General features: G+C 62.1%; 18 protein-coding genes. 9 read left to right on the top strand and 9 right to left on the bottom strand.

Going from position 1 to position 21,633, the window contains the following annotated elements:
- Positions 1-156: 156 nt before the first annotated feature.
- From N2A41_RS31105 to N2A41_RS31115, 3 genes are read right to left on the bottom strand one after another with little or no spacing between them, the layout of a single operon-like run.
- Complete coding sequence (locus N2A41_RS31105) at positions 157-1,257, bottom strand: D-TA family PLP-dependent enzyme (RefSeq protein ID WP_017968437.1); 1,101 nt, start codon at positions 1,255-1,257, stop codon at positions 157-159.
- On the bottom strand, positions 1,258-2,733 hold the full coding sequence (locus tag N2A41_RS31110) for a M81 family metallopeptidase (protein ID WP_260111854.1): 1,476 nt from the start codon (positions 2,731-2,733) through the stop codon (positions 1,258-1,260).
- A 30-nt stretch (positions 2,734-2,763) separates the two neighbouring features.
- Positions 2,764-3,246, bottom strand: a complete 483-nt coding sequence (locus N2A41_RS31115) for a hypothetical protein (RefSeq protein ID WP_260111855.1) — start codon at positions 3,244-3,246, stop codon at positions 2,764-2,766.
- Positions 3,247-3,357: 111 nt separating this feature from the next.
- On the opposite strand from N2A41_RS31115, the gene N2A41_RS31120 reads away from it, so the two are divergent.
- From N2A41_RS31120 to N2A41_RS31140, 5 genes are all read left to right on the top strand, one after another.
- On the top strand, positions 3,358-3,747 hold the full coding sequence (locus N2A41_RS31120; RefSeq protein WP_260111856.1) for a RidA family protein: 390 nt from the start codon (positions 3,358-3,360) through the stop codon (positions 3,745-3,747).
- Between the two features lie 21 nt (positions 3,748-3,768).
- On the top strand, positions 3,769-4,632 hold the full coding sequence (locus tag N2A41_RS31125) for a MurR/RpiR family transcriptional regulator (RefSeq protein ID WP_017968441.1): 864 nt from the start codon (positions 3,769-3,771) through the stop codon (positions 4,630-4,632).
- Between the two features lie 25 nt (positions 4,633-4,657).
- The gene (locus tag N2A41_RS31130; protein WP_162115082.1) at positions 4,658-5,434 is read left to right on the top strand and encodes an SDR family oxidoreductase; all 777 of its coding nucleotides are present in this window, start codon (positions 4,658-4,660) and stop codon (positions 5,432-5,434) included.
- A 15-nt stretch (positions 5,435-5,449) separates the two neighbouring features.
- Positions 5,450-6,649: an MFS transporter gene (locus N2A41_RS31135; RefSeq protein WP_260111857.1), complete on the top strand. Its 1,200-nt coding sequence runs from the start codon at positions 5,450-5,452 to the stop codon at positions 6,647-6,649.
- Between the two features lie 84 nt (positions 6,650-6,733).
- Positions 6,734-7,936, top strand: a complete 1,203-nt coding sequence (locus tag N2A41_RS31140; protein ID WP_260111858.1) for an ROK family transcriptional regulator — start codon at positions 6,734-6,736, stop codon at positions 7,934-7,936.
- Between the two features lie 7 nt (positions 7,937-7,943).
- Here the strand turns inward: N2A41_RS31140 and N2A41_RS31145 are convergent, their stop codons facing one another.
- Entirely contained in the window at positions 7,944-8,858 is a 915-nt protein-coding gene (locus N2A41_RS31145) for a DMT family transporter (protein ID WP_260111859.1), read from the bottom strand.
- 277 nt (positions 8,859-9,135) lie between these two features.
- On the opposite strand from N2A41_RS31145, the gene N2A41_RS31150 reads away from it, so the two are divergent.
- The gene (locus tag N2A41_RS31150; protein ID WP_260112000.1) at positions 9,136-9,876 is read left to right on the top strand and encodes a helix-turn-helix domain-containing protein; all 741 of its coding nucleotides are present in this window, start codon (positions 9,136-9,138) and stop codon (positions 9,874-9,876) included.
- Between the two features lie 85 nt (positions 9,877-9,961).
- Here N2A41_RS31150 and N2A41_RS31155 read toward each other — a convergent pair whose 3' ends face one another.
- Positions 9,962-10,777 carry an oxidoreductase gene (locus tag N2A41_RS31155; RefSeq protein ID WP_260111860.1) on the bottom strand — a complete coding sequence of 272 codons (816 nt, stop codon included), beginning with the start codon at positions 10,775-10,777 and terminating at the stop codon, positions 9,962-9,964.
- A 90-nt stretch (positions 10,778-10,867) separates the two neighbouring features.
- On the opposite strand from N2A41_RS31155, the gene N2A41_RS31160 reads away from it, so the two are divergent.
- Positions 10,868-11,344 carry a winged helix-turn-helix transcriptional regulator gene (locus N2A41_RS31160; RefSeq protein ID WP_260111861.1) on the top strand — a complete coding sequence of 159 codons (477 nt, stop codon included), beginning with the start codon at positions 10,868-10,870 and terminating at the stop codon, positions 11,342-11,344.
- An 82-nt stretch (positions 11,345-11,426) separates the two neighbouring features.
- On the opposite strand, the gene N2A41_RS31165 is transcribed toward N2A41_RS31160, so the two are convergent.
- Positions 11,427-13,448: a beta-N-acetylhexosaminidase gene (locus tag N2A41_RS31165; protein WP_260111862.1), complete on the bottom strand. Its 2,022-nt coding sequence runs from the start codon at positions 13,446-13,448 to the stop codon at positions 11,427-11,429.
- A gap of 488 nt (positions 13,449-13,936) precedes the next feature.
- On the opposite strand from N2A41_RS31165, the gene N2A41_RS31170 reads away from it, so the two are divergent.
- Together N2A41_RS31170 and N2A41_RS31175 are read left to right on the top strand one after the other, a co-directional pair.
- Complete coding sequence (locus N2A41_RS31170; protein ID WP_170256410.1) at positions 13,937-15,478, top strand: DHA2 family efflux MFS transporter permease subunit; 1,542 nt, start codon at positions 13,937-13,939, stop codon at positions 15,476-15,478.
- 105 nt (positions 15,479-15,583) lie between these two features.
- Positions 15,584-18,868: a GH36-type glycosyl hydrolase domain-containing protein gene (locus tag N2A41_RS31175; protein WP_260111863.1), complete on the top strand. Its 3,285-nt coding sequence runs from the start codon at positions 15,584-15,586 to the stop codon at positions 18,866-18,868.
- A 21-nt stretch (positions 18,869-18,889) separates the two neighbouring features.
- Here the strand turns inward: N2A41_RS31175 and N2A41_RS31180 are convergent, their stop codons facing one another.
- Genes N2A41_RS31180 through kduI form a run of 3 tightly spaced genes read right to left on the bottom strand, consistent with a single transcriptional unit; the run spans position 18,890 to position 21,270 of the window.
- The gene (locus N2A41_RS31180) at positions 18,890-19,630 is read right to left on the bottom strand and encodes a FadR/GntR family transcriptional regulator (protein WP_170256412.1); all 741 of its coding nucleotides are present in this window, start codon (positions 19,628-19,630) and stop codon (positions 18,890-18,892) included.
- 42 nt (positions 19,631-19,672) lie between these two features.
- Positions 19,673-20,437: a 2-dehydro-3-deoxy-D-gluconate 5-dehydrogenase KduD gene (gene kduD / locus N2A41_RS31185; protein ID WP_311202860.1), complete on the bottom strand. Its 765-nt coding sequence runs from the start codon at positions 20,435-20,437 to the stop codon at positions 19,673-19,675.
- On the bottom strand, positions 20,434-21,270 hold the full coding sequence (gene kduI / locus N2A41_RS31190; protein ID WP_170256414.1) for a 5-dehydro-4-deoxy-D-glucuronate isomerase: 837 nt from the start codon (positions 21,268-21,270) through the stop codon (positions 20,434-20,436). Before kduI ends, kduD begins: the two co-directional genes overlap by 4 nt.
- Positions 21,271-21,633: the final 363 nt, after the last annotated feature.

The raw sequence follows: 21,633 nt of genomic DNA on the forward strand, positions 1-21,633 counted from the left end.
GCTCATATCGGTTATTGGCGCAACGAAATCATCCGCCACGCGCATGTCTTGCGATATCAGCGATTGCATTCTTGCTGATACCGAGACCGCGAGCAATCAGCCAATAACTGGGGCCTTCGGTGATCAGGGCCATCTCTCCCTCACCCGGCACGCTCCCTACCAGACGAGGCCGCGGGCCGCGACATCCTCGACGCGGGTGACGATGCCGCCCCGATGGAAGACCATTGTGTCGAACAGGTTGGACACAACGCAGGTGTGGTTCGGGATGATGAAGAGCTTTTCGCCGATTTGCGGCCGGGGGCCGGTGCAATCAGACAGGTCGATCACGCCATGTTCTTCCGAGAGGCTGCTGATCCGCGCTTCGGGATAGCCGACGACCAGGCCGTAATCGCTGAAACCCTGAAGATCCGATGTCAGCGCCTTCGAGCCGGCATCGATGACGGCGCGGTCGGCGTTTGGCCGTGACACGACGGTTGCCAGCACATACATCGCGCAATCGTCCTCGGTGCAATGGCCCATGCGCACCATCTGGCGATCGTTGTAGATATAGGTGCCGGCGCGGTGTTCCGTGGCGGAGGGGACGAGATGCGCCTCGAAGAGGCTTGGCGTTCCGCCATTGCTGACGATCGGGCAGCTTATGCCTTCCGATGTCAGCTGTGCGAGCGCCTCTGTGATGAAAGCTTCGACGGCGGCGGCCGAATGCGGCTTCGGATAGGTGACGATGCCGCCGAAGGTGAGGCCGTCGGCAGCGGCGATGCGTTTGGCGAGCGAGGCGGCCTCCTCAGGCGTCTGCACGCCGCAGCGGCCGCCGCCGGTGTCGCATTCCACGAGCACGTTCAGCGGCTTATGGCCGGAGAAATGTGCCGCGAGCCCGTCGACCGTCACTTCGCTGTCGGCGACGACCTTGAGGGCCGAAATTCTCTCGTTCAATTTGCCCAGCCGCTCGAGCTTCTGCTGTCCGAGGATATTGAAGGTGATGAGGATGTCCTCGAAGCCGGCTTCGGCAAAGACTTCGGCTTCCGTCACCTTCTGGCAATTGATGCCCTTGGCGCCGGCGGCAATCTGCGCGACGGCCAAGGCCGGGATCTTGTGCGTCTTGATATGCGGGCGAAAATTCAGCCCATGCTGATCCATATAGGATTGAACGCGGTTGATGTTTGCAGCCAGCCTGTCTTCGTCAATCACGGGACGCGGCGTCGAGAGATCGGCGATCCTGTCGCCTGCCTTGGCGATGACGGCAAACCGGTTGTCATGCATCTAGGCGGCTCCGCGTTCACTACGGTGTGGATCGGCGACGATCGGCCATATGGTCTTCGGTGCCCGCCGGTACGGCGTCGTCGCCGGATTATTGGGATAGGGCGTTCCGGCCGAGCAGTAAAGGATCTCGGCCGCGATCTTCGAGAAGGACGCGAAGAAGTGGTTGGTGGATTTGATCACCAGGATCTTCTGCCGGGCGGGATCGATGCCCATCGCCGAAAACAGGCTGGGATCGAAGCTTTGAGCGCGCGTCGAATTGAGGATGATGTCGATGCCGTCAAGCACGATATGGGCGGCATCGCCGAAAGGCGCGAGGCTCTCGCCGAACTGCATCTCGGCATTCTTGACCAGCTTGACGATTTTCACGGTGCCATCGACGGGATTGCCGGTGCCAGGCGCCGACTTGGCGCCGAAGCGCAACGGAATTTCTGCCCCCTCGCCCGCCGCAAAACAAATCTGGACGGCCACCGGATCCCAGATGGTGCCGATCGCAGCACTGGTGACGCCGCGGGCGATCAGCTCCGCGAGAATGACGGTCGCGTCCCCTGCCGTGCCGCCGCCCGGATTATCCCAGACATCGGCGATGACTACCGGCCATGCGGTTGCGGCAAGCGCGCGCGTGACGGCTTCCTTCTCGTCGATCTGCGGAACCATGAAGGTACCGCGCTTGGAAAACAGCTCGAGGCCGAGTTCGCGCGCCAAAGCCGCGCCCTTTTCGGGCTTATTATCAGTCACGACAAGCAGCTTCGTCCCCATTTCGGGAACGTCGCCCACCATGAAACCGTGGATCACCGAGATCGACAAGACGTCCGGATCATCCTTTTCTATCCGCATGATCTTGTCGACGAAGGAACGCATCGGTTCGCGCGATGTCGGGAAGACGTCGATCATCTTGCAGTCGAACACCGAGATATCAGGCTCGATGCGGCCTTCGAGCGTCTCGACCGCAATGCGCCAGAGATCCTCGGCGCGGTCGACGAAGTCCGTATGCGGAAACTCCTTGAAATAGACAGCGAAATCGAGCGCAGCGACGCGTTTTGCGGTGAGATGGCTGTGCGGATCGAGCTCAGCGCAAATGAGAACGTTAGGCCCGACGATCTCGCGCATGCGCTGGAGAAGATCGCCTTCGGTATCCTCGTATCCGGCAGCCACCATGGCGCCATGCAGGCCCATGACGACGGCGTCGACAGGCATTGCCGCGCTCAGTTGCCCGAGGATTTCGTCACGCAATTCCTCGTAGGTCGCCCGATTGACGAGGCCTGCTGGGTCGGCCCAGGTTGCCGTTCCCTCAATCAGTTCCCAACCCTTTTCCCGGGTGACGCGCCTTCCGACGGTGATCGGCGCGGTGCAGAGCGTCGGTGTTTCGGGATGCTGGCCGGGCGGGGCATAAAGCGAGGCTTCGAATGCGCGGCGATCCACGCAGATCGGGGAAAAGGTGTTGGTTTCCGTCGCCAGTGCTGCCGTGAAAATGCGCAAGAAAGTGGCCTTCGTGTTGTCGGCCCCGCGTCAACCCATCGGGTTCGGCAGGTAGCCGGTAAAACCTGAGATCTTCCAGCGTCCCTGGTGAAGCCTGCAATAATAGAGCGTCTGCCATTGCAGGACATCCCGGGTGCCGTCAGGCCTGGAAATGCTGCCGTCGAATTTCTTGCGAACCAGCGCCATGTCGCCTTCGATTTCGATATCCTCAAGCGTCGTCGTGGTGAAGATCGCCGTGCGCGCGTCCTCCGCGAAACTCTGCTCGGCGAAATCCTTTGCCTGCCTCAGCCATTCCTGGCGATAGGCCGACAGTGTCGGAAATGCCAGGCGCCACCTGTCGGGGCTGACCTGCTTCTGGGCATCGATGCCGATGAAGCCCTCTTCGACAAAGTCATGCTCGACCATCGACCAGTCGGCGGCCAGAAACGCATCGATATCGCGCGGAACGAGCATTTCCCAGATGGCATGCCGGGCGCTGTCTGACGTGAAAGGATTCTGGAAAGGATCGCGCATATCAGCCCCGGATTGAAATTCTTTTCATAAACGGCGTTTTTCACTGGTCAAATTCTGCTTTCTATGGTCACTTGTCAACTTATCAAGAAAATAATTTGCAAGGACTTCAGCATGCCGATCAAGCGCTATGGCACTGTTCAAACGGGCGCCGGCGGCAAGGCGCTGCCTTTCGCACGTGCGGTCGAGGCCGACGGATGGCTGTATGTTTCCGGCCAGGTTGCGATGGAGGATGGCGAAATCATCGACGGCAACATCATTGCCCAGACCCACAAGACGATCGCCAATGTCCTTGCGATTCTCGATGAGGCCGGATACGGCGTCGAGGATGTGGTGCGCGTCGGCGTCTGGCTCGACGATTCGCGCGACTTCTGGACCTTCAACAAAATCTATCAGGAGTATTTCGGCGAACATCCGCCGGCACGCGCCTGTGTGCAATCGTCGATGATGGTCGATTGCAAGGTTGAGATCGATTGCGTGGCCTATAAGAAGAAGGACGCATAGCGAGCCATCGGGGGGACGGGTTTGGATATCTTTTCGACGTTGCAGGAAGATAGGGGCCGGCTCTCTCCCTCCGAGAGCCGCATCGCGGAAATCATCGTCAACGACTTCGAGTTTGCCGTGAATGCCTCGATCATCGAGCTCGCTGAACGGGCCGAGGTATCGCCGCCGACCGTCACCCGTTTTTGCCGGCGGCTCGGTTGCGAGAGCTTTTCCGACTTCAAGGTGCAACTCGCCCGCACTGCCCATATCGGCGTGCGTTATCTGAAACCAGAGTCGAAAAGCACCGATCCGGCCGATGTCGCCCAGGATATCATCACCAAGGCCCAGAACGCGCTCTTCCTGTTGCATCGGTCGCTCGATCTTGCCGCGATCGAAGCTGCCGTTTCGCATATCGCCAAGGCCGATATGATCTATGCGTTCGGGTCAGGCGGCAATTCGTCGATGATCGCCGACGAGCTCCAGAACCGCCTCTTCCGTCTCGGGCTTCGCATCACGGCAAGTTCCGACCACAGCATGCAGCTGATGATGGCGGCCGCGGCAAGGCCGGGCGACGTGTTGATCGGTTCGTCCTTCTCCGGGCGCAATACGGAGCTGGTGCGGGCTTTCGAGCTTGCCCGCCACGCGAAGGTGAAGACGATCGCTTTGACACAGACGGCAAGCCCGGTCGCCAAGGCTGCCGAAATCGTCGTGCCGATCGATCTACCCGAAGGCAGCAATATCTATCGCCCGACCTCGACGCGCATCGCCTACATCGCCACGGTCGATATCCTGTCGAGCCTGGTCGCCTATGCCGTTCAGCCGAAGGCGACGACCACGCTTCGGCGCATCAAGCAGCAGCTGGTCATTCACCGCGACGGCGATGACCGGCAATTGCTTGGAGATTGAGGTTCATGAATGGGAGCGACGGAAAATGACGCAGTCGATAGCCATCGTTACCGGCGCTGCAGGTGATATCGGCGCGGCGATCGCCGCACGGCTCGCCGATGACCACGACGTCGTGTTGCTCGCCGATATCGATGCGAAGGCCGCGGCTGCGGTGGCGTCGAAGCTCGGACCGGGCAACCGCTTCGTCGCCGTCCAATGCGATGTGACCAGCGAGACGAGCATTGCGGCATTGGCAAGACGCGCCGCCGACGTCGGCGTCGTTCGAACCCTGGTCAACAATGCGGGTGCTGCCCGCGCCACCAGCCTGCACGAGACGACGCCCGAGATCTGGCGGGCGGACAATGCGCTTAATCTCGAGGCGGCATTCTTATGTTTCCGCGCGTTCGAGCCGATGCTGACGGTTTCGAAGGGGTCCGTCGTCAACATCGCCTCGGTCAACGGCATGCATGTCTTCGGGCATCCGGCCTATAGCGCCGCCAAGGCCGGCCTTCTGCATTTCACCCGGCTGGTCGCCGTGGAATACGGCAAGTTCGGCATCCGCTCCAACGCGGTTGCACCCGGCACGGTGAAGACGCAGGCCTGGGAAGCGCGCGCGGCAGTCAACCCCAACGTTTTCGAGGAAGCACGCCGCTGGTATCCGCTGCAGCGGGTCGTCGATCCGAAAGATGTTGCCAATGCCGTGGCCTTCCTTGCCGGTCCCCAGGCCGCTTCCATCACCGGCGTCTGCCTGCCTGTCGACTGCGGCCTCACGGCAGGCCAGGCCGAGCTCGCGCGGACCTTCTCCCAATCGGAGCACTACTGACCTTCAGATGCCCGCATGAGCCGCCTTTTCCCCGACGTCTTCCGCAATCCGGCGATCCGCGCCAGCATGATCGCCATTTTCACCTTTGGCATGGCGGGGGCGATGACTGCACCCTATCGTTCGGTCGTGGGTATCCGCGAATTGGGCTTGAGCGATGGCCTCTATTCCTTCCTGAGTTTCCTCTCCGCAGCGGTGAACGTCGTCATCAGCATCCTGCTCGGCAATCTCGCCGACCGGTTGGGCGAGTACCGGTCGACGATGATCGGCGCCTGCCTGTTCGGCATCGTCGGCTACGGCATGGTCTACGCCTTTCCCAGCGCCGCCATCTTCGTCATCGCCGGATTGCTGCCCCTGCCGATCTACGGAGCGCTGAACTCACTGCTGTTTGCCAATGCGCGCGCGGCGATGCAGGGCATGAGCCGAAGCGACATGGTAACGGCCAACTCCGGCGTGCGCGCCATGATCTCATTGTCCTGGGTGCTGATCCCCGGCATCACCGGCCTGCTGCTGTCCGGCGCATCGAGCATGCTGCCGGCCTACCTCTTTGCCGGCCTCTCATGTCTGCTCTGCCAAGGCATCATCATCTTCGCCCTGCCGAAGCGGGCGGCGACGGAGATGGCAGCGGTTCATCACCTCACCTATCTCGGCGCGCTTCGCCAAGTGGTTTCGCCGCGCATCTCGGCGCATATTTGCGGGGTGGCGCTGATCACCAGCACGCTGCATCTCAACGACGCCCTTCTGCCATTGATCGCCACCGGCGCTGCGCATGGCAGGCTCAGCGACGTCGGCATTCTGGTCGGCATCGTCGCATTGCTGGAGGTCGTCTTCATCATCGTCTGGTCGCGGATCGCGCGCAAGACCGGCCAGATGGCGGCGCTTGCCGCCGGCACCATTATCTATGCCGTGTTCCTCAGCCTGCTCGGCTTTGCCTCCGAGCCTTGGCACCTCTATACGCTCGCCCTGCTTGCAGGCATCGGAGCGGCCGCGATCATCAGCTTTCCGATCACCTATCTGCAGGATCTCATTGCCGACCGACCGGGGCTCGGCAGCGCGCTGATCTCCGTCAATATCTTTGCCAGCGCCGGGATCGGCGCGCTGATCTTTGCCGTCGGCACCTATGTGACAGGCTATTCGGGAACCGCGATCCTCAGCGCCGTCACCGGATTGTCGGGCATAACGCTGCTCGGGCTCCTGCAAAAACGCAGCGCCCATTGAGCAAATAAGACGTTGCGAAGAATGGAGCTTTCATCGGTGTTCGTCTTGTGACAAGGGTGACGCTGCATTTCCTTTGAAGGCGACATGAAGGCGATCTCCGGCACGAATCTCGAGCAGGCCAAGTCTCACAACAGGCGTGTGGTGATCGAGGCTGTCCGCACGCACGGTCCCTTGTCGCGCGCGGCGATCGCCCGGATGACGGCGCTGACTGCCCAGACCGTGTCGAATATCGTCGAGGAACTGGAGAGGTCGCACCTTCTCGTTCCGTCCGAGGCGCAGAAGCTGGCGCGCGGCCAGCCGATTATCCCCTACTCCATCAATCCACGCGGCGCCTATTCGATCGGCCTCGAACTTGGCCGGCAGCGCGCCAGCGGAGTCCTGACGGATCTCTCCGGCGCCGTCTGCGCCCGCATCGAGCGCCATGTCGAACATCCCGATCCGCAACAGGCCCTGCCGGCTCTCCAGTCCATCGTCGAGGATCTTCAGCAGGCCTTCACCTTCGACCGGAACAGGCTGCTCGGCGTCGGGATGGCCCTGCCCGGCCGCTATGCCGATGGCGGCACCACGTCGCTCAGTCCGCTGAACCTGCCCGGCTGGCAGGGTTTTCCCGTCGGGCATGAGCTGGAACAGCGGGTAAAGGTGCCGGTGCTCGTCGAAAACGATGCGACGGCAGCGGCGATCGGCGAGCGTCTTCATGGCGTCGCCCGCGGTTTCTCCAGCTTCATCTATCTGTTCCTCGCCGGCGGCGGCGGCATCGGCGCCGGGATGTTCCTCGACGGCCACCTCTACAAGGGCAGCCGCAACAATGCCGGCGAGATCGGCCACATCATCGTCGAGCCGCATGGCAAGCTCTGCAACTGCGGCAAGCGCGGCTGTCTGGATCGCTACGTCTCGCCGTCGGTCGCCTATGAACTCATGGGCATTGCCAATGCCGAGGAGCTGCCGCTCGACGATCTTGATGCGCTGATCGCCAAGGGCGGCGAAGGTCTCGATACCTGGCTGGATCAGGCCGTCCAGCCGCTGCGACAGACCGTCGATTTTCTGGAACTGGCCTTCGATCCGCAGACCATCGTGCTCGGCGGCAGCATATCGACATCGCTGATGCTTCGGCTTGCGGAACGGCTGGAGCCGCTGCACGTTCCGATCGACCCCAGCCAGCCGCGCACCATCCCCCGGGTGATGATCGGCATGACCGGCAAAGATACCGCGATCCTCGGCGCCGCCGCCCTGCCGATCTTTTCGGAAACCAATCCGCGCTTCGACGTACTGCAAAAGCCGCTTGGCTAGCGCATACTCATCCGCCTGCCGGCAGCCTCGCATCTGACTGCGGCGGGCGACGGGCCAGAGGTCGCGCAAAGATGACCACGTTGCCGAGAAGCGTCAGCGCCAGGCCGATCAGGCCCAGACCACTCCAGTGGTAGCCCTCGAAGACCGTCGACAATGACAGGGCGACGATCGGGAACAGGACGGTGGCATAGGCCGCGCGTGAGGAGCCGATGCGCGACACCAGCATGAGATAGGTGGTGAAGCCGATCACCGATCCGATGGCGGCGAGATAGAGCAGCGCGGCAAGATAGGTGATGTTGGGAGGCGCCACGATCGGCGTTCGCGTCACGGCAATCAGGAAGAGGAGGATGATCGTGCCATAGGTCATGCCCCAGGCATTGGCGGTCAGCGGCGAGATTCCAACCGCGCTGTTTCGACGCGATGCCATATTGCCCAGCGAGAAGAACAGCGTGCCAAGCGCTGCGAGCCCGATCCCTTTCAACGTGCCGATATCGAAATCGACGACAACGTCCTGTCCAAAAAGGAGAAGGAGCCCGGTTGCTCCGAGCGCCGCTGCGACAAGCGTGCGGCCTGTAATGCGGTCGCCGAAGAACAGGCGCGCATTGACCGCATTGTAGATCGTTGCGAGCGAGAAGATCACGGAGATCAGACCGGACGGGATAGAGGCGGCGGCGTTGTAGAAACAGATGAAATTGAGGCTAAACAGGCAGAGCGCTTGCGCAAGGATGAAAGGTTGATCGCGCAAGGCAGGGAGCTTGAGCCGCCGCATGACAGCCAGGATGGTGACGAGGATCACTGCTGCGACCGCAAATCTGTAGAAGACCGAGACCAGGACCGGCACGGGACCGACCTGCATCGCAATGGCGATCCAGGTCGTTCCCCATATCAGGACGGTGGCGATGAAGAGAGCGGCATTTGCCATGGCGTGATCCTCGTTTTCCCGACCGATAGGCGAACCGTGAACAGGTCTCTTGCAGATTCTTGCTATGAAATAGATTTGCCGGGACTTCCTGCTCGCCATGCGGGCCACCCACCGGTATTGTTCGCAAGGCGTGGCCAGGTGCGGGGAAGAATTGGTGAAGGATAGCCGCCTTTCGGTTTTCAGATTTTTGTCGGCATCTCCCTCTGCGCGGATGTCGCAATCCATCGATTTGGGGTTCGGGCGATCTGCGGCCCTCTGGAGCAATGGCAGCGACAGGATGAGCTATGAGCGCCCGGACGGACATACGTTCAGCCTTTATCTCAACGGTGGCGCCGGAACCCGCCGCCTGGATGGCAGCCCCACCGCTCAAGGCCGGCCCGGCGCCTTGTGTGTCATGCCGCAGGGGCACTCGTCCGAATGGGAAATCACCGATCCGTTCGAATTCGTCCATCTCTACGTTCCCGACGACCAGATGCGCCGGATGTTTGCCGAGACGTTCGACCGCGATTCCAGGCTTATGGCTGTTGCCGAAGCGACTTTCGCCGACGCACCCGTCTTGGCGCATAGGCTTCGGCAACTGACCGAAGCGATGTTGGCGGGTGATCATCTGCTGGCTGAAGAAGCCATGACGCAGACGATCGACGATTTCTTCGTGGATCCGCGTTATGGAGGAATGCGTCCCTGTGCGATCAGCGGGGGGCTCGCTCCTCACGTGCGGCGCCGGATCCTGGAGTATATCGAGGCCAATCTCGGTGAGACAATCCGCTTGCAGGATCTGGCGGCGATCGGGCAGCTCAGCGCCTTTCATTTTCAGCGGATGTTCCGGGCAAGCTACGGTGTGTCCCCACATGGCTGGGTGGCTCACCGGCGTATCGAGCGCGCCAAATCGATGTTATCAGGCAGTGACCCCATCGCGCAGATCGCTTCGGCCTGCGGCTTCAGCAGCCAGAGCCATATGACACGGGCATTTAAATTGGGCACAGGCGTCACACCCTCCGCCTACCGGCAACGGCAGTGAAGCGCCTTCGCTCGGCACGTGTTTGTTCGCTTTGGGCGGGCGGGACGGCAGCCTTGATCTCTTGGCCGATAACGCCGGCGCTGGCTTAACCGGGAAGTTTGTTGAATTTCCGGAGGCTCTTGTCGACGAAGGACTCGGGCAGGAAGCGGCGGATGAAACGGATCTGCCCTGCTGCTTTCCCGGCTGTGTAACGTCTCTTGGGCGAGGCCGCATTGGCAGCCCGGATGACGGTTGCGGCGACCACCTCGGGCGCATCGCCCGTCGAGATGATCTCGCGCATCAGCTTCTCCGCGTCGGCGCGCACCGCATCATAGACGGCAAGCGGCCGGTCCGGCCGCGTGATGTTCTCCTCGAAGGAGGTGCGGGTGATGCCCGGTTCCACGAGCACGACACGGATGCCCTGCGTGCGGACCTCATGATCGAGGGATTCCGAATAGCCTTCGATCGCGTGCTTGGTCGCCGCGTAAAGCGCGTTGAAGGGCGCCGGGATCAGCCCGAGGATCGAGCTCAGGTTGATGATCCGGCCGCTGCGCTGCCGCCGCATCACCGGCAGCACGGCATTGGTCATACGCATCGTGCCGAAGACGTTGACGTCGAATATGGCTTTGGCCTGTGCCGTGGTCGATTCCTCGGCGCCGCCGAGCAGGCCGATCCCGGCATTGTTGACGAGAAGATCGATCCGCCCCGTGCGTTTCAGAACCTCGTCGACGACGCTCTGCACCGATTGATCGTCGATGACGTCGCAGACCAGCATGGTGATGCCGTCGGCGGTGTCGGCCATCGGCTTTCGGCTCGTGCCGAACACCCGGTAACCATCCCGCCGCAGCGCCTTGGCCGTTACCAGCCCGATGCCGGAGGAAGCCCCGGTGACCAGGGCAATGCCGCGTTCTTTCTTGCTCATTGACGTCTGCCTTCGTTTTTGTCGTGGAACATCCATGCGCATTCTGTTACTATCAAAAAGATAGCAAGTCACTACTAAAAAGATATCGACATGAAGAATCTTTCCGAACAGCCCTGCCTGATCGCCCGCAGCCTGGCGCTCGTCGGCGACGCGTGGAGCATGCTGATCATGCGCGACGCCCATGCGGGGCTGACCCGCTTCGATGAATTTCGCAAAAGCCTCGGCATCGTCCCGACAATGCTGACGGGGCGCCTGTCATCGCTGACCGAGGAAGGATTGCTGGAAAAACGCCGCTATTCCGAGCGTCCGCCGCGCGACGAATATGTGCTGACGGAAGCCGGCCGCGACTTTCTGCCGGTGCTGTTTGCAATCGGCGCCTGGGGCCGCAAGCACCGCGGCGGCGGTGCCGTTACCCGCTTCTTCGACGCCGAGACCGGAACCGAGATCGACCCCGTCACCATCGACCGCGCGACCGGCGCGCCGATTGGAACACGTCCTATTCGTATCGCCGCACCCGGATGCGAGCTGCCCGCGGCAGATGAAGCGGCACCTGACAACGCCCCTTGAAAGCAGTCAGTATCCTTGCCACCACCGCCACCGGCGATGGCAAGGGATATTCAAATCAAAACCTGCGGTCCCAACCCGAGCGTTACGACTGCTGCCGCCCGTAAAGCAGCGGCATCAGTCCTGCGAGCGCCCTGAAACGCTCCCACGACTTGGACGAAGGCTTCGTCCAGCCCGTTTCGGCCAGTGCGGAAAGGCGCGGAAAGACGAGGCGGTCGAAAACGGCCCGATCGGTCATCGGCTCGGACCAGATGCAGGCCTGGATGCCGAGGAGTTTCTGTTTCTGAGCTGCCGTCCAGCCGCCGATGGGATCGAAATTGTAGAGCTTCTCCGCGTCCGAAGTCCCCGCCCAGCTGGCGCCGGGCTCGTCCCAGTCGGGCCTAAGCGCCATGTCGAGATAGTAGACTTGTCCGGGGCAGACAACCATGTCGTAGCCGCGCTCGGCAAGTTCGGCTGAGACTTCGACATTGCGCCAGCTGCAGAGATAGCTCTTCGATTTGTCGATGACATCGCCGTGGGCCGCCTCTTCCCAGCCGCCGGTGATGCAGCCCTTGCTGGCAAGGAAGCGCTGGACGCGGTTCAGGAACTCCGCTTGCAGGATGGCGGCGCCCGAGCCGTGGATGTCGTCGGCGCCATGGGTATTGGTGACGACGTTCAGCCGCTTGGCATGCGCATCGGCAACCTCGGTCCCCGCCACTCTACGCAGGCGCTCGAGCGCTTCCGGCGAACCGGACCATGCGCCGAGCGGCACTTCGTCGGCGCCGAGATGGATGGTCTTGAACGGAAAGAGCTCGATGAGTTCTAAGAGGATCGTCTCGACGATCTCATAGGTCTTCTCGCGGGCCGGATTGATGCAATTGTCGGGGAAGCCCTGAACCGAATAATAGCTGCCGACTTCGGACGGATCGCGCAGCTCCGGGATCGCCTGCAGCATGGCGTAGCAATGGCCGGGCATATCGATCTCCGGCACGATCTCCACGCCGAGGCTCTTGGCATGCGCGACGATCTCGCGGATCGAAGCCTTGGTGTAATAGCCGCCTGTGCGGGCCGGGCTCGAACCGAGCAGCGGCGGAACGGCCAAACCGTGGCCGCGCCAGGCACCGACCGCGGTCAAATCAGGATAGGCGTCGATCTCGACGCGCCAGGCTTCGTCGTCGGAAAGGTGCCAGTGGAAGCGGTTGAGCTTGTTCCAGGCAAGCACCGCCACCAGCTTCTTGACCTCGGCGGCACCATAGAACTGGCGGGCGACGTCGAGATGCAGGCCGCGCCAACCCATCGACGGCTCATCGACGATCTCGCCTGCGGCCGGAAACTGGAAGACCTCGGGATGCAGCCTTGCACCGCGCCAGATCTGGCCGAGCGTGACGAGGCCGTAGAGGAAGCCGGTCTGGCTGCTGGCTTCGATCACGATCGTCTCACCCTCGAAGCTCAGTCGATAGGCCTCCGACCCGAGCCCGGCGGCATCCTTCAGGGCAACCGGAACCGCGCCTTCCGCCTCGCTCCGCACGATGCCTTCGACGGCGAAGAGATGCTCGACCAGCGTTGCGAAACTTCTTGATGCCGCCTCTCCTTCCACGCTCTGCGCCTGCGGCGCAAAACCGGCCGGCAGCGGCCGTCGGGAAGTGACGGACACATGGTTCGGCCAGGGGATGATCGACACTTGAACAGGCGCATTGACGGGAACCGGATAGATCTCGGCGCCACGCTTCAATGGCGCGTTGCTGACCGAAGATCGCGTCGGCTCTATGGTGAGCACGATCGTGCTGCCGTCGGAAAGCGCGAGATAGCCGCTGGTTGCGCCGTCCGTCCAGTGACGAAACTGCCAACTCAACGCATAGACCGCGATCGTCCACGTCTCGCCCGCGCCGAGAACGAAATTGGCAGGTGGCTGGAACTCGGTGAAATTCGACAGCCGCTGCGAAACTGTGGCGCCGTCGACGCGCCCGGCCGGATCGACACGACCCGGGCCACTGACGCACAGCGAGAAATTCGAAAGCGACTCGGTGCCGAGGTTCTTGAGGCGCAGGACGTAGGAAAACTCCTTGCCGTCCGCAGGCGGATTCCAAAGCGTTTCAAGCCGCAGGGCTTTTGGTCGCGGTATGGACATGGTCACTCTTTCCTTTGAAGATCGGATCACGAGTATCCCGGCGTAAAACCGGGTGCGCAATTTTGGATGAGCATGGTGCAAGCGGCCGTTTGGTAAAAGGCCGCCCGCGATCCCATTTTTTGAAGTCAATCAAATTGATTTAAGATTGATAGTCAGTTTCCCGCCGGCAGGTCAATTGCCGATTGGAAATTTCTGTAGCGCCCTCCGGATCGGCTCTCGGCAGACATTAGCTAGGCACGCTCTTCCGGACCAAGTCCTTTGATCACGATCGAGCCTGGCCTTCCCGGTCAGGCTCGATCGCGTTCAACTCACTCCTGCAAATTTGTGCCGGCGGGTCCCTATCGCTTCCATCCTCATCCGAACTATGGTGTCGCAATCGGCGAAATCGCGGTTCACTTCCGAGCCATGCTGTCCGTCGTCTCGATCGCAACCACGATCGGCCTTAGTCTTCGCAGCCGAGGCGGAGAACGCAGCGCGCGGGATATCGCATGTCGGAACGACTTGAATCTGCCCGCCCTGATGAAACGCCCGCCATCGTCTGGCTCGGCTTCATGGCGATGTGCGTCGGCATGTTCATGGCGATCCTCGACGTCCAGGTGGTGGCGACATCGCTGCCGACCATCCAGTCGGCGCTCGATATCGATCCGGATCAGATGAGCTGGATACAGACGGCCTATCTCATCGCCGAAGTGGTGGCGATTCCGCTCACCGGCCTCTCGACGCGACTTCTGACGATGCGATGGCTGTTCGTTACCGCCATCAGCCTGTTCGTCGCAGCCTCCGCCGGCTGTGCGGCGAGCGGCAGCTTCGGCGAGTTGGTGGCCTGGCGGGTGCTGCAAGGTTTTTCCGGCGGGACCCTGATCCCATCGGTGTTTTCAGCCGTGTTCATCCTGTTCCCGAACGAGCGGCAGGCGCTCGCGACGACGATCGCCGGCGTGCTGGCGGTGCTGGCCCCGACCGTCGGACCGATCGTCGGCGGGTGGTTGACGCAGACCTATTCCTGGCACTGGCTGTTTCTGATCAACGTCATCCCGGGCATCGTCTCGGCAATCGTCGCTGCGCGGTTCCTGCCGCGGCAGGCGTCCGATCCGTCCGAACTCAAGCATCTTGACGGGCTGTCGCTTCTGCTGATGGCAACTGCGCTGACGAGCCTGGAACTCAGCCTGAAAGAGGCGCCGACGAGCGGCTGGATCTCGGCCTATGTGCTCAGCCTGCTAACGGTTTGCCTTGCATCGGGAGGCGTCTTCGTCTGGCGAACGCTTCGCCGCCGCCGGCCCGTCGTCGATCTCGGCAATTTCGGCGACCGGAACTTTCTCGTCGGCTCGGTTCTGAGCTTTGTCCTTGGCATCGGCCTCTTCGGCTCGGTCTATCTCATGCCGGTCTTTCTCGCTTTCATCAGGGGACACGACGCCCTCGAAATCGGCATGACGATGCTGGTCACCGGCATCGCGCAGCTGGTCACCGCGCCGATCGCGGTCGCGCTGGAAAAGCGCTTGGATGCTCGCCTGCTGTCGGCCGTCGGTTTCGCGCTCTTTGCGATCGGTGTCGGAATGAGCGCCTTTCAGGATCCTCGTACGGATTATGAAGCGATGTTCTGGCCGCAGGTCGTGCGCGGCGTCGCCATCATGTTCTGCCTGTTGCCGCCGACGCGGCTGGCGCTCGGCACACTTCCGCCAGAGCGCATTCCCGATGCGAGCGGGCTTTTCAACCTGATGCGCAATCTCGGCGGGGCGATCGGCATCGCCCTCATCGATACCATCATCTACACGCGCTCGGAACCGCTTGGACAAACCCTCTGGACCCGCCTTCAAGCCGGCGACATCGAGGCTGCGACATTCGTCGGTGCCCCTCTTCAGACCATATCGGGGCATAGTGGCGGCTTCGATGCGGATGCCACGGCGATGCTCGATCCGCTGGTCCAGACCGCGGCCAGCGTCCAGGCGATCAACGAAGCCTGGATGATCGTCGCCGCCCTAACCGGCTGCGCCCTGCTCTCAGTGCCCTTCGCCAGGCGGCCGGCGTCAACGTGAAAGCCACGGTGACAAGTTGCCGATCTTCCGGTCGCCGGTAAGATTTCTCTCAATCATTTTGCGTCATCCTCCAGTTCCCCTCTGAAGCCAATCGACGAGATCTTAATGGCCCCGGTCCTCAAGCGCAGTTTTCAAATGCCACGACGCGAAGAGCTTGGCCTCTTCACCATCAGCAACGGGTCCGGCCTGTCGATAGCGGCCCTGCCGAACGGCATGCTGTTTGCCATCGAATATGCCGACGACAAGGGATCGGTGCAGATCAACCAGATCCAGGGCTCGCCGCTCACCGGCGGCGTCAGTCGCCTTTATCTGCGCATCGGCGGTGCGGCACCTGATGTCGTCGAGATCGTCGGGCCTCGTGCCGATGGCAGCTTCGGGCACGATGCGACGAGCTTCTCCTGGAGCGGCAAGAGAGGCGATATCGGCTACAATGTCCGCCTCGAGCTTCATCCTTCCGAAACGGCTTGGTTCTGGCGTGTCTCCATCCGGCATCGAAAGCATGGAACGCTGCCGGCCGATCTGGTGCTGGTCCAGGACGTCGGTCTCGGCGATCGCGGCTTCCTGATGAACAGCGAAGCCTATGCCTCGCAATATGTCGACCACCATATCGCCGATCACGGGACATTCGGCCCTGTCGTGATGCACCGTCAAAATCTGAAGCAGTCGGGCGCCCGCAACCCCTGGCTCGTGCAGGGCTGTCTCGACGGGGCGGCGGCCTATGCCACGGACGCGATCCAGCTGGTGCAGGCGAGCGACCGCCTCGACGACCTGCTGGTCGGCCCCTTCGGCACCAGCCTGCCGAGCAAACGGCGCCAGCAGGAGACGGCATGTCCCGCCATCCAGTCGAGACCGATCTCCGTCCTGGCAAGCGGCGCGACCGCGACTTTCTTTGCCGTCTTCGCAGCCGATCATCCCGAAGCGTCGAGCGATGCCGACCTTTCGCGGCTCGACGGGCTGGCAACGATAAAAGGTGCGGCAGCCGACATAGCAGAGGCGGCGCCGGTCCGCAGCCTGCTCCAGGATGCCGCCCTGCTGAAGGCCGAGGCGCTGGAAAAGAAGGCGATTGGCAAGCTCTATCCGGAGCGGAGCCTGGAAGAGCGCGTCGACGGAAAGCTTCTTTCGTATTTCGTGCCGGACGGCGTTTTGAACCGCCACGTGGTCCTGCGCGACAAGGAGCTCCTGGTGGCGCGCCGCCACGGCGCGATCGTCAGAAGCGGCGGGAACATGCTGCTCGACGATGCGACGCTTGCCGCGACCTGCTGGATGCAGGGCGTTTTCGCGGCCCAGCTGACGATCGGCAATACGTCTTTTCACAAGCTCTTTTCCGTCTCCCGTGACCCCTACAATCTGACGCGCGCCAGCGGGCTGCGCATCATGGCGGATGTCGGCGCCGGCTGGCAGCTTCTGGCGGTGCCGTCGGCTTTCGAAATGGGGCTCAGCGATTGCCGCTGGATCTATCATTGCGCGGGACGCACGATCATCGTGTCGGCGGTCGCCTCCGGTGAGGATGCAGCGATGCAGTGGACCGTCTCCGTCGAGGGCAAGCCGTGCCGCTTTCTGGTGTTCGGTCACGTCGTCCTCGGCGAGCGCGAATATGACGCGGGCGGGCAGATCGAATTCCATCCGTCGGGCAAACGCATGCTTTTCCGGCCGGACCCGGCCTGGCTCTGGGGCGAGCGCTATCCCGATGCCGGCTATTGGCTGGTGAGTTCGACGCCCGATGCCATCGATGAGATCGGCGGCGACGAACTGCTCTACAGTGATGGGATAACACGCAACGGCCCCTTCGTCGCGCTTAGATCCCGCCCGACGCAGGTGCTCTCTTTCGCTGTCGTCGGCTCGATGACCGATGCGGCGGAGGCCGAGCGACTGGCGCAGCGTTATGAGGCCGGCGTCACCGATGAAGCCATGCTTGCCCCGGCATCGAAATTCTGGCGGAACGCCGTGCGCGGTCTGACGATCGGCAGCACCTCGCCCGACCTTGCCGCGCAGACGACCTTGCTGCCGTGGCTGGCGCATGACGCGATCGTGCATCTGAGCGTGCCGCACGGCCTCGAGCAATATACCGGCGCTGCCTGGGGCACACGCGACGCCTGCCAGGGGCCCATCGAATTCCTGCTCGCCTATGAGCATGATCGCGAAGCCAAGGAGGTGCTGAAGACCGTCTTCAGCGAACAATACCTGGAGAAAGGCGATTGGCCGCAATGGTTCATGCTGGAGCCCTACGTCAACATCCGGGCGGGCGATAGTCACGGCGATATCGTCGTCTGGCCGCTGAAGGCGCTCTGCGACTATATCGAAGCGACCGGCGATCTCGCCATCCTCGACGAGAAGGTCTCCTGGCGCGACGAAAAGACGATGGCCAGGGCGCCGGGGCTCGACACCATCGCGATCCATGTCGAGAAGCTGCTCGAGACCGTTCGCGAAGCTTTCATCCCGGGAACGCATCTGATCCGCTACGGCGAGGGAGACTGGAACGATTCTCTGCAGCCGGCCGATCCGCATCTGCGCGACTGGATGGTCAGCAGTTGGACCGTTGCCCTGCTCTACGAGCAGATCGTCCGTTATTCCACGATCCTGCGTCGCCTCGGTCATGGCAACAAGGCCAAGCGCTTGAGGAAGATCGCAACGGCGATGCGCCGGGATTTCAACCGCCATCTCGTGCGTGGCGGCGTCGTTGCCGGCTACGGTATCTTCGATCCCGGCCATGACGGCGTCGAATTGCTGCTGCACCCGAGCGACCAGCGCACCGGCCTGCATTTTTCGCTGATCTCGATGACGCAGGCGATGCTTGGCGGGCTGTTCACGCCGGCGCAGAGACGCGATCATATGAAGCTGATTAGAGAGCATCTGCTCTTCCCCGACGGCGTGCGGCTGATGGAGAAGCCCGCGACCTATGCCGGCGGGCCTGAGACGCTGTTTCGCCGCGCCGAATCCTCCTCCTTCTTCGGCCGCGAGATCGGGCTGATGTATGTGCACGCGCATCTACGTTATTGCGAGACGTTGGCGCAAGCCGAGGCGGAAGAGCTCTGGAAGGCGATCGCCGTCGTCAATCCGATTTCAGTCACATCAGCGCTGCCGCATGCATCGCTGCGCCAGCGCAATACCTATTTCAGCAGCAGCGATGCGGCTTTTCATGACCGTTATCAGGCGGCGGCCGAATGGGAGCACGTCAAGGCGGGAGAGATCGCCGTCGACGGCGGATGGCGCATCTATTCAAGCGGCCCGGGGCTCTATACCAGAAGCTTCGTCGAAAATATCCTGGGCTTCAAAAGGCGCTTCGGCCGGCGCAAACACAAACCGCTTCTGCCCGCAATCCATGCCTCGGCCGATCTGCACACCGACCACGCCGCCTGGCGGCGGCTGATGAAGCCGAAACCCAAGGCGTAACAGTTCAGGACGAGGCGCTGTCTATGCAGTAGCGTCGCGCAGCTCCTCGAAGCGCGCGGCGCTCTTCGACAGGTGGCTTCGGATGGCGCGGCGCGCGGCGGGCTCGTCACGGTCGCGGATCGCCGCGAAGATGGCATGGTGTTCCCTGCGCATGCGCGCCGCATGGCGCTTGCGCTCGGCTGATGTCATCTTGTCCAAGCGCGCCCATTGCCGCGGCACCATGATGTTGCCGAACGTATCGAAGAGGCGGCCGTAATAGGAGTTGTGCGTCGCGACCAGAATGGATCTGTGGAAGGCGTAATCCTCTTGCGCACCGTATCCGCCCTCCTCGAGCGCCTTGTCGAGGGCATCGAGACGGTCCTGCATGCGGTCGATGTCCTCCTGCGTGCGCCGCAGCGCCGCAAGGCCGGCGGCTTCGTATTCGATCCCCATGCGCAGCTCCAGCACGCGCAGAACCTCGTCGATCGACTGCAGGTCGTTTGGAATGATGGAGAAGGATCTGGGCGTCGGATCGTTCGAGACGAAAGCTCCAAGGCCTTGCCGCGTGGTGATCAAACCCTTTGCCCGCAGCGCGGCGAGCGCTTCGCGAACGATCGTCCGGCTGACGCCGGTCGTTGCCATGATCGCCTGTTCGGTCGGCAGACGCTGGCCGGGCTTCAGGTCGCCGGACTCGATTTGCGCCGTCAACATATCGGCAAGGTTGCTGCGCAGGTTCGGCGCCTGCTGAATGGTATTGAAGACTGCGTTGTCCTTATTTTCCATCCTGTTTCGATCCTGGTGTCGAGGCGGCTGCGCCAAGAGCGATTATCGCGCCAGCCAACCGCCATCGACGGGCAGCACCGTTCCATGCACGTAGTCGGATGCCGATGATGCCAGGAATACGGCCGCGCCGCCGAGTTCATCAGGTGTTCCCCAGCGACCGGCCGGGATGCGGCCAAGGATGGCGGCATTGCGGTCGGCATCCTCGCGCAGCGCCGTGGTGTTGTTGGTGACGAAATAACCGGGGGCGATGGCATTGACGTTGACGCCCTTGCCGGCCCATTCGCAAGCAAGCAGCTTCGTCAGTCCCGCGAGGCCGCTTTTCGAGGCGGTATAGGAGGGAATGCGGATGCCGCCCTGGAAGGAGAGCAGCGAGGCGATGTTGATGATCTTGCCCCTGCCCTTGTCGACCATGTGGCGGCCGGCCGCCTGCGACAGGAAGAAAGCCGTCTTCAGGTTGACGTCGATCACCGCGTCCCAGTCTTCCTCGGTGAAGTCGAGCGCATCGGCGCGGCGGATGATGCCGGCATTGTTGACGAGGATGTCGAGGCCGCCGAAGGTCTGGATGGTCTCGGTGACAATCCGCTTGACCGGTTCGATGCTGGCAAGATCGGCCTTGATGACATGGAAGCGGCTTCCCGCTTCCTTCACCAGCGCCTCGGTTTCGTCCATCGAGGAGCGTCCGACGGCGACGATCGACGCACCAGCCTCTGCCAGTGCGGCCGCGATGGCTTGGCCGATACCGGTATTGGCGCCGGTGACGACGGCAACCCGGCCGGAAAGGTCGAAGGGATTTGCCACGACGCTCACCTCAGATCCGCAATGGCGATATGGTCCATGTCGGTGAAGCTCTTATTGTCGCCGGCCATCGCCCAGATGAAGCTGTAATTCTTGGTGCCGGCGCCCGAATGGATCGACCAGGGCGGCGAGATGACCGCCTGTTCGTTGGCGACAAGCATATGCCGGGTCTGTTGCGGCTCGCCCATGAAGTGGAACACACGCTGCTCCGCTTCCAGATCGAAATAGAGATAGGCTTCCATGCGGCGGTCATGCGTATGGGCAGGCATAGTGTTCCAAACGCTGCCCGGTTCGATCATGGTGAAGCCCAGCGTGAGTTGGCAAGACTGGCAGACGTCCGGATGGATGAACTGGTAGATCGACCGCTTGTTGGCCGTTGCGGCTTCGCCCGGCGTCAGGTGACGGGCCTTTTCGCGGGTGAGCAACACGGTCGGGTGCGCTTGATGCGCCGGCGTCGAGACCAGATAGAATTTTGCCGGATTGGCAGCATCCGCGCTCTCGAACCTGATGTCCTTGGCGCCCTTGCCGACATAGAGGCAATCATATTTGGCAAGATCGTAATTCGTGCCGTCGACGATGATGCGGCCGGCACCGCCGATGTTCAGGGCGCCGAGTTCACGCTCAGCAAGGAAGGTTTCCTGTCCGATCGCTGTCGGAGCCGTCAGCGTTAGCCCGGGGCCGAGCGGCGTCGCGCCGCCGATGACCATCCGGTCGTAATGCGAATAGGTGAGCCGGATCTCGCCACTCGCGAAGACGGTTTCCACCAGAAAATGACGCCGCAGCGTCTCCGTGTCGAAATTGCGCACGGCCTCGGGATGGGAGGCGTGCCTCACGTCGATCTGCATGTCAATTTTCCTTCCGCTTCATTGTCGCCAGGGGTCGTCTCTATCTCGGGAGCCAGTCTTGTCCGGCCGGTCCCGCCGCGGCGGTATCCAGTTGGTTACATAGTTGTACGACAAGTTTGGTGTCAACAGGTTTGTCGGTGGGCGCTCGAGGAGACGCAAGGTCCGCAAGAGCACGAAAGAAAATCTGGGAATAGACAGGAGAATTTCTGGAAATGATGACGCCATCATCCAAGCAATGGATCGCAAGCGGTCGTTCTTGGCGCGATCCGGCAGTGCTATTGGCCAAAACGAAAAAAGCCTGCCGCGGGAGGAGGTGCGGCAGGCTTTCGTAAAAAACCGAACGACAGCTGGGAGGAGGAGTGC

This window comes from Rhizobium sp. SRDI969, assembly GCF_025152725.1.
Classification (GTDB): Bacteria; Pseudomonadota; Alphaproteobacteria; order Rhizobiales; family Rhizobiaceae; genus Rhizobium; species Rhizobium leguminosarum_I.

What these genes read in the sequence shown, in the direction of transcription:
- N2A41_RS31105 (WP_017968437.1), bottom strand. Translation starts at nt 1,257, where the DNA reads ATGCATGACAACCGGTTTGCCGTCATCGCCAAGGCAGGCGACAGGATC.
- N2A41_RS31160 (WP_260111861.1), top strand. Translation starts at nt 10,868, where the DNA reads ATGAAGAATCTTTCCGAACAGCCCTGCCTGATCGCCCGCAGCCTGGCG.
- N2A41_RS31115 (WP_260111855.1), bottom strand. Translation starts at nt 3,246, where the DNA reads ATGCGCGATCCTTTCCAGAATCCTTTCACGTCAGACAGCGCCCGGCAT.
- N2A41_RS31120 (WP_260111856.1), top strand. Translation starts at nt 3,358, where the DNA reads ATGCCGATCAAGCGCTATGGCACTGTTCAAACGGGCGCCGGCGGCAAG.
- kduI (WP_170256414.1), bottom strand. Translation starts at nt 21,270, where the DNA reads ATGCAGATCGACGTGAGGCACGCCTCCCATCCCGAGGCCGTGCGCAAT.
- N2A41_RS31165 (WP_260111862.1), bottom strand. Translation starts at nt 13,448, where the DNA reads ATGTCCATACCGCGACCAAAAGCCCTGCGGCTTGAAACGCTTTGGAAT.
- N2A41_RS31155 (WP_260111860.1), bottom strand. Translation starts at nt 10,777, where the DNA reads ATGAGCAAGAAAGAACGCGGCATTGCCCTGGTCACCGGGGCTTCCTCC.
- N2A41_RS31170 (WP_170256410.1), top strand. Translation starts at nt 13,937, where the DNA reads ATGTCGGAACGACTTGAATCTGCCCGCCCTGATGAAACGCCCGCCATC.
- N2A41_RS31130 (WP_162115082.1), top strand. Translation starts at nt 4,658, where the DNA reads ATGACGCAGTCGATAGCCATCGTTACCGGCGCTGCAGGTGATATCGGC.
- N2A41_RS31135 (WP_260111857.1), top strand. Translation starts at nt 5,450, where the DNA reads ATGAGCCGCCTTTTCCCCGACGTCTTCCGCAATCCGGCGATCCGCGCC.
- N2A41_RS31145 (WP_260111859.1), bottom strand. Translation starts at nt 8,858, where the DNA reads ATGGCAAATGCCGCTCTCTTCATCGCCACCGTCCTGATATGGGGAACG.
- N2A41_RS31140 (WP_260111858.1), top strand. Translation starts at nt 6,734, where the DNA reads ATGAAGGCGATCTCCGGCACGAATCTCGAGCAGGCCAAGTCTCACAAC.
- N2A41_RS31150 (WP_260112000.1), top strand. Translation starts at nt 9,136, where the DNA reads ATGAGCTATGAGCGCCCGGACGGACATACGTTCAGCCTTTATCTCAAC.
- N2A41_RS31175 (WP_260111863.1), top strand. Translation starts at nt 15,584, where the DNA reads ATGGCCCCGGTCCTCAAGCGCAGTTTTCAAATGCCACGACGCGAAGAG.
- N2A41_RS31180 (WP_170256412.1), bottom strand. Translation starts at nt 19,630, where the DNA reads ATGGAAAATAAGGACAACGCAGTCTTCAATACCATTCAGCAGGCGCCG.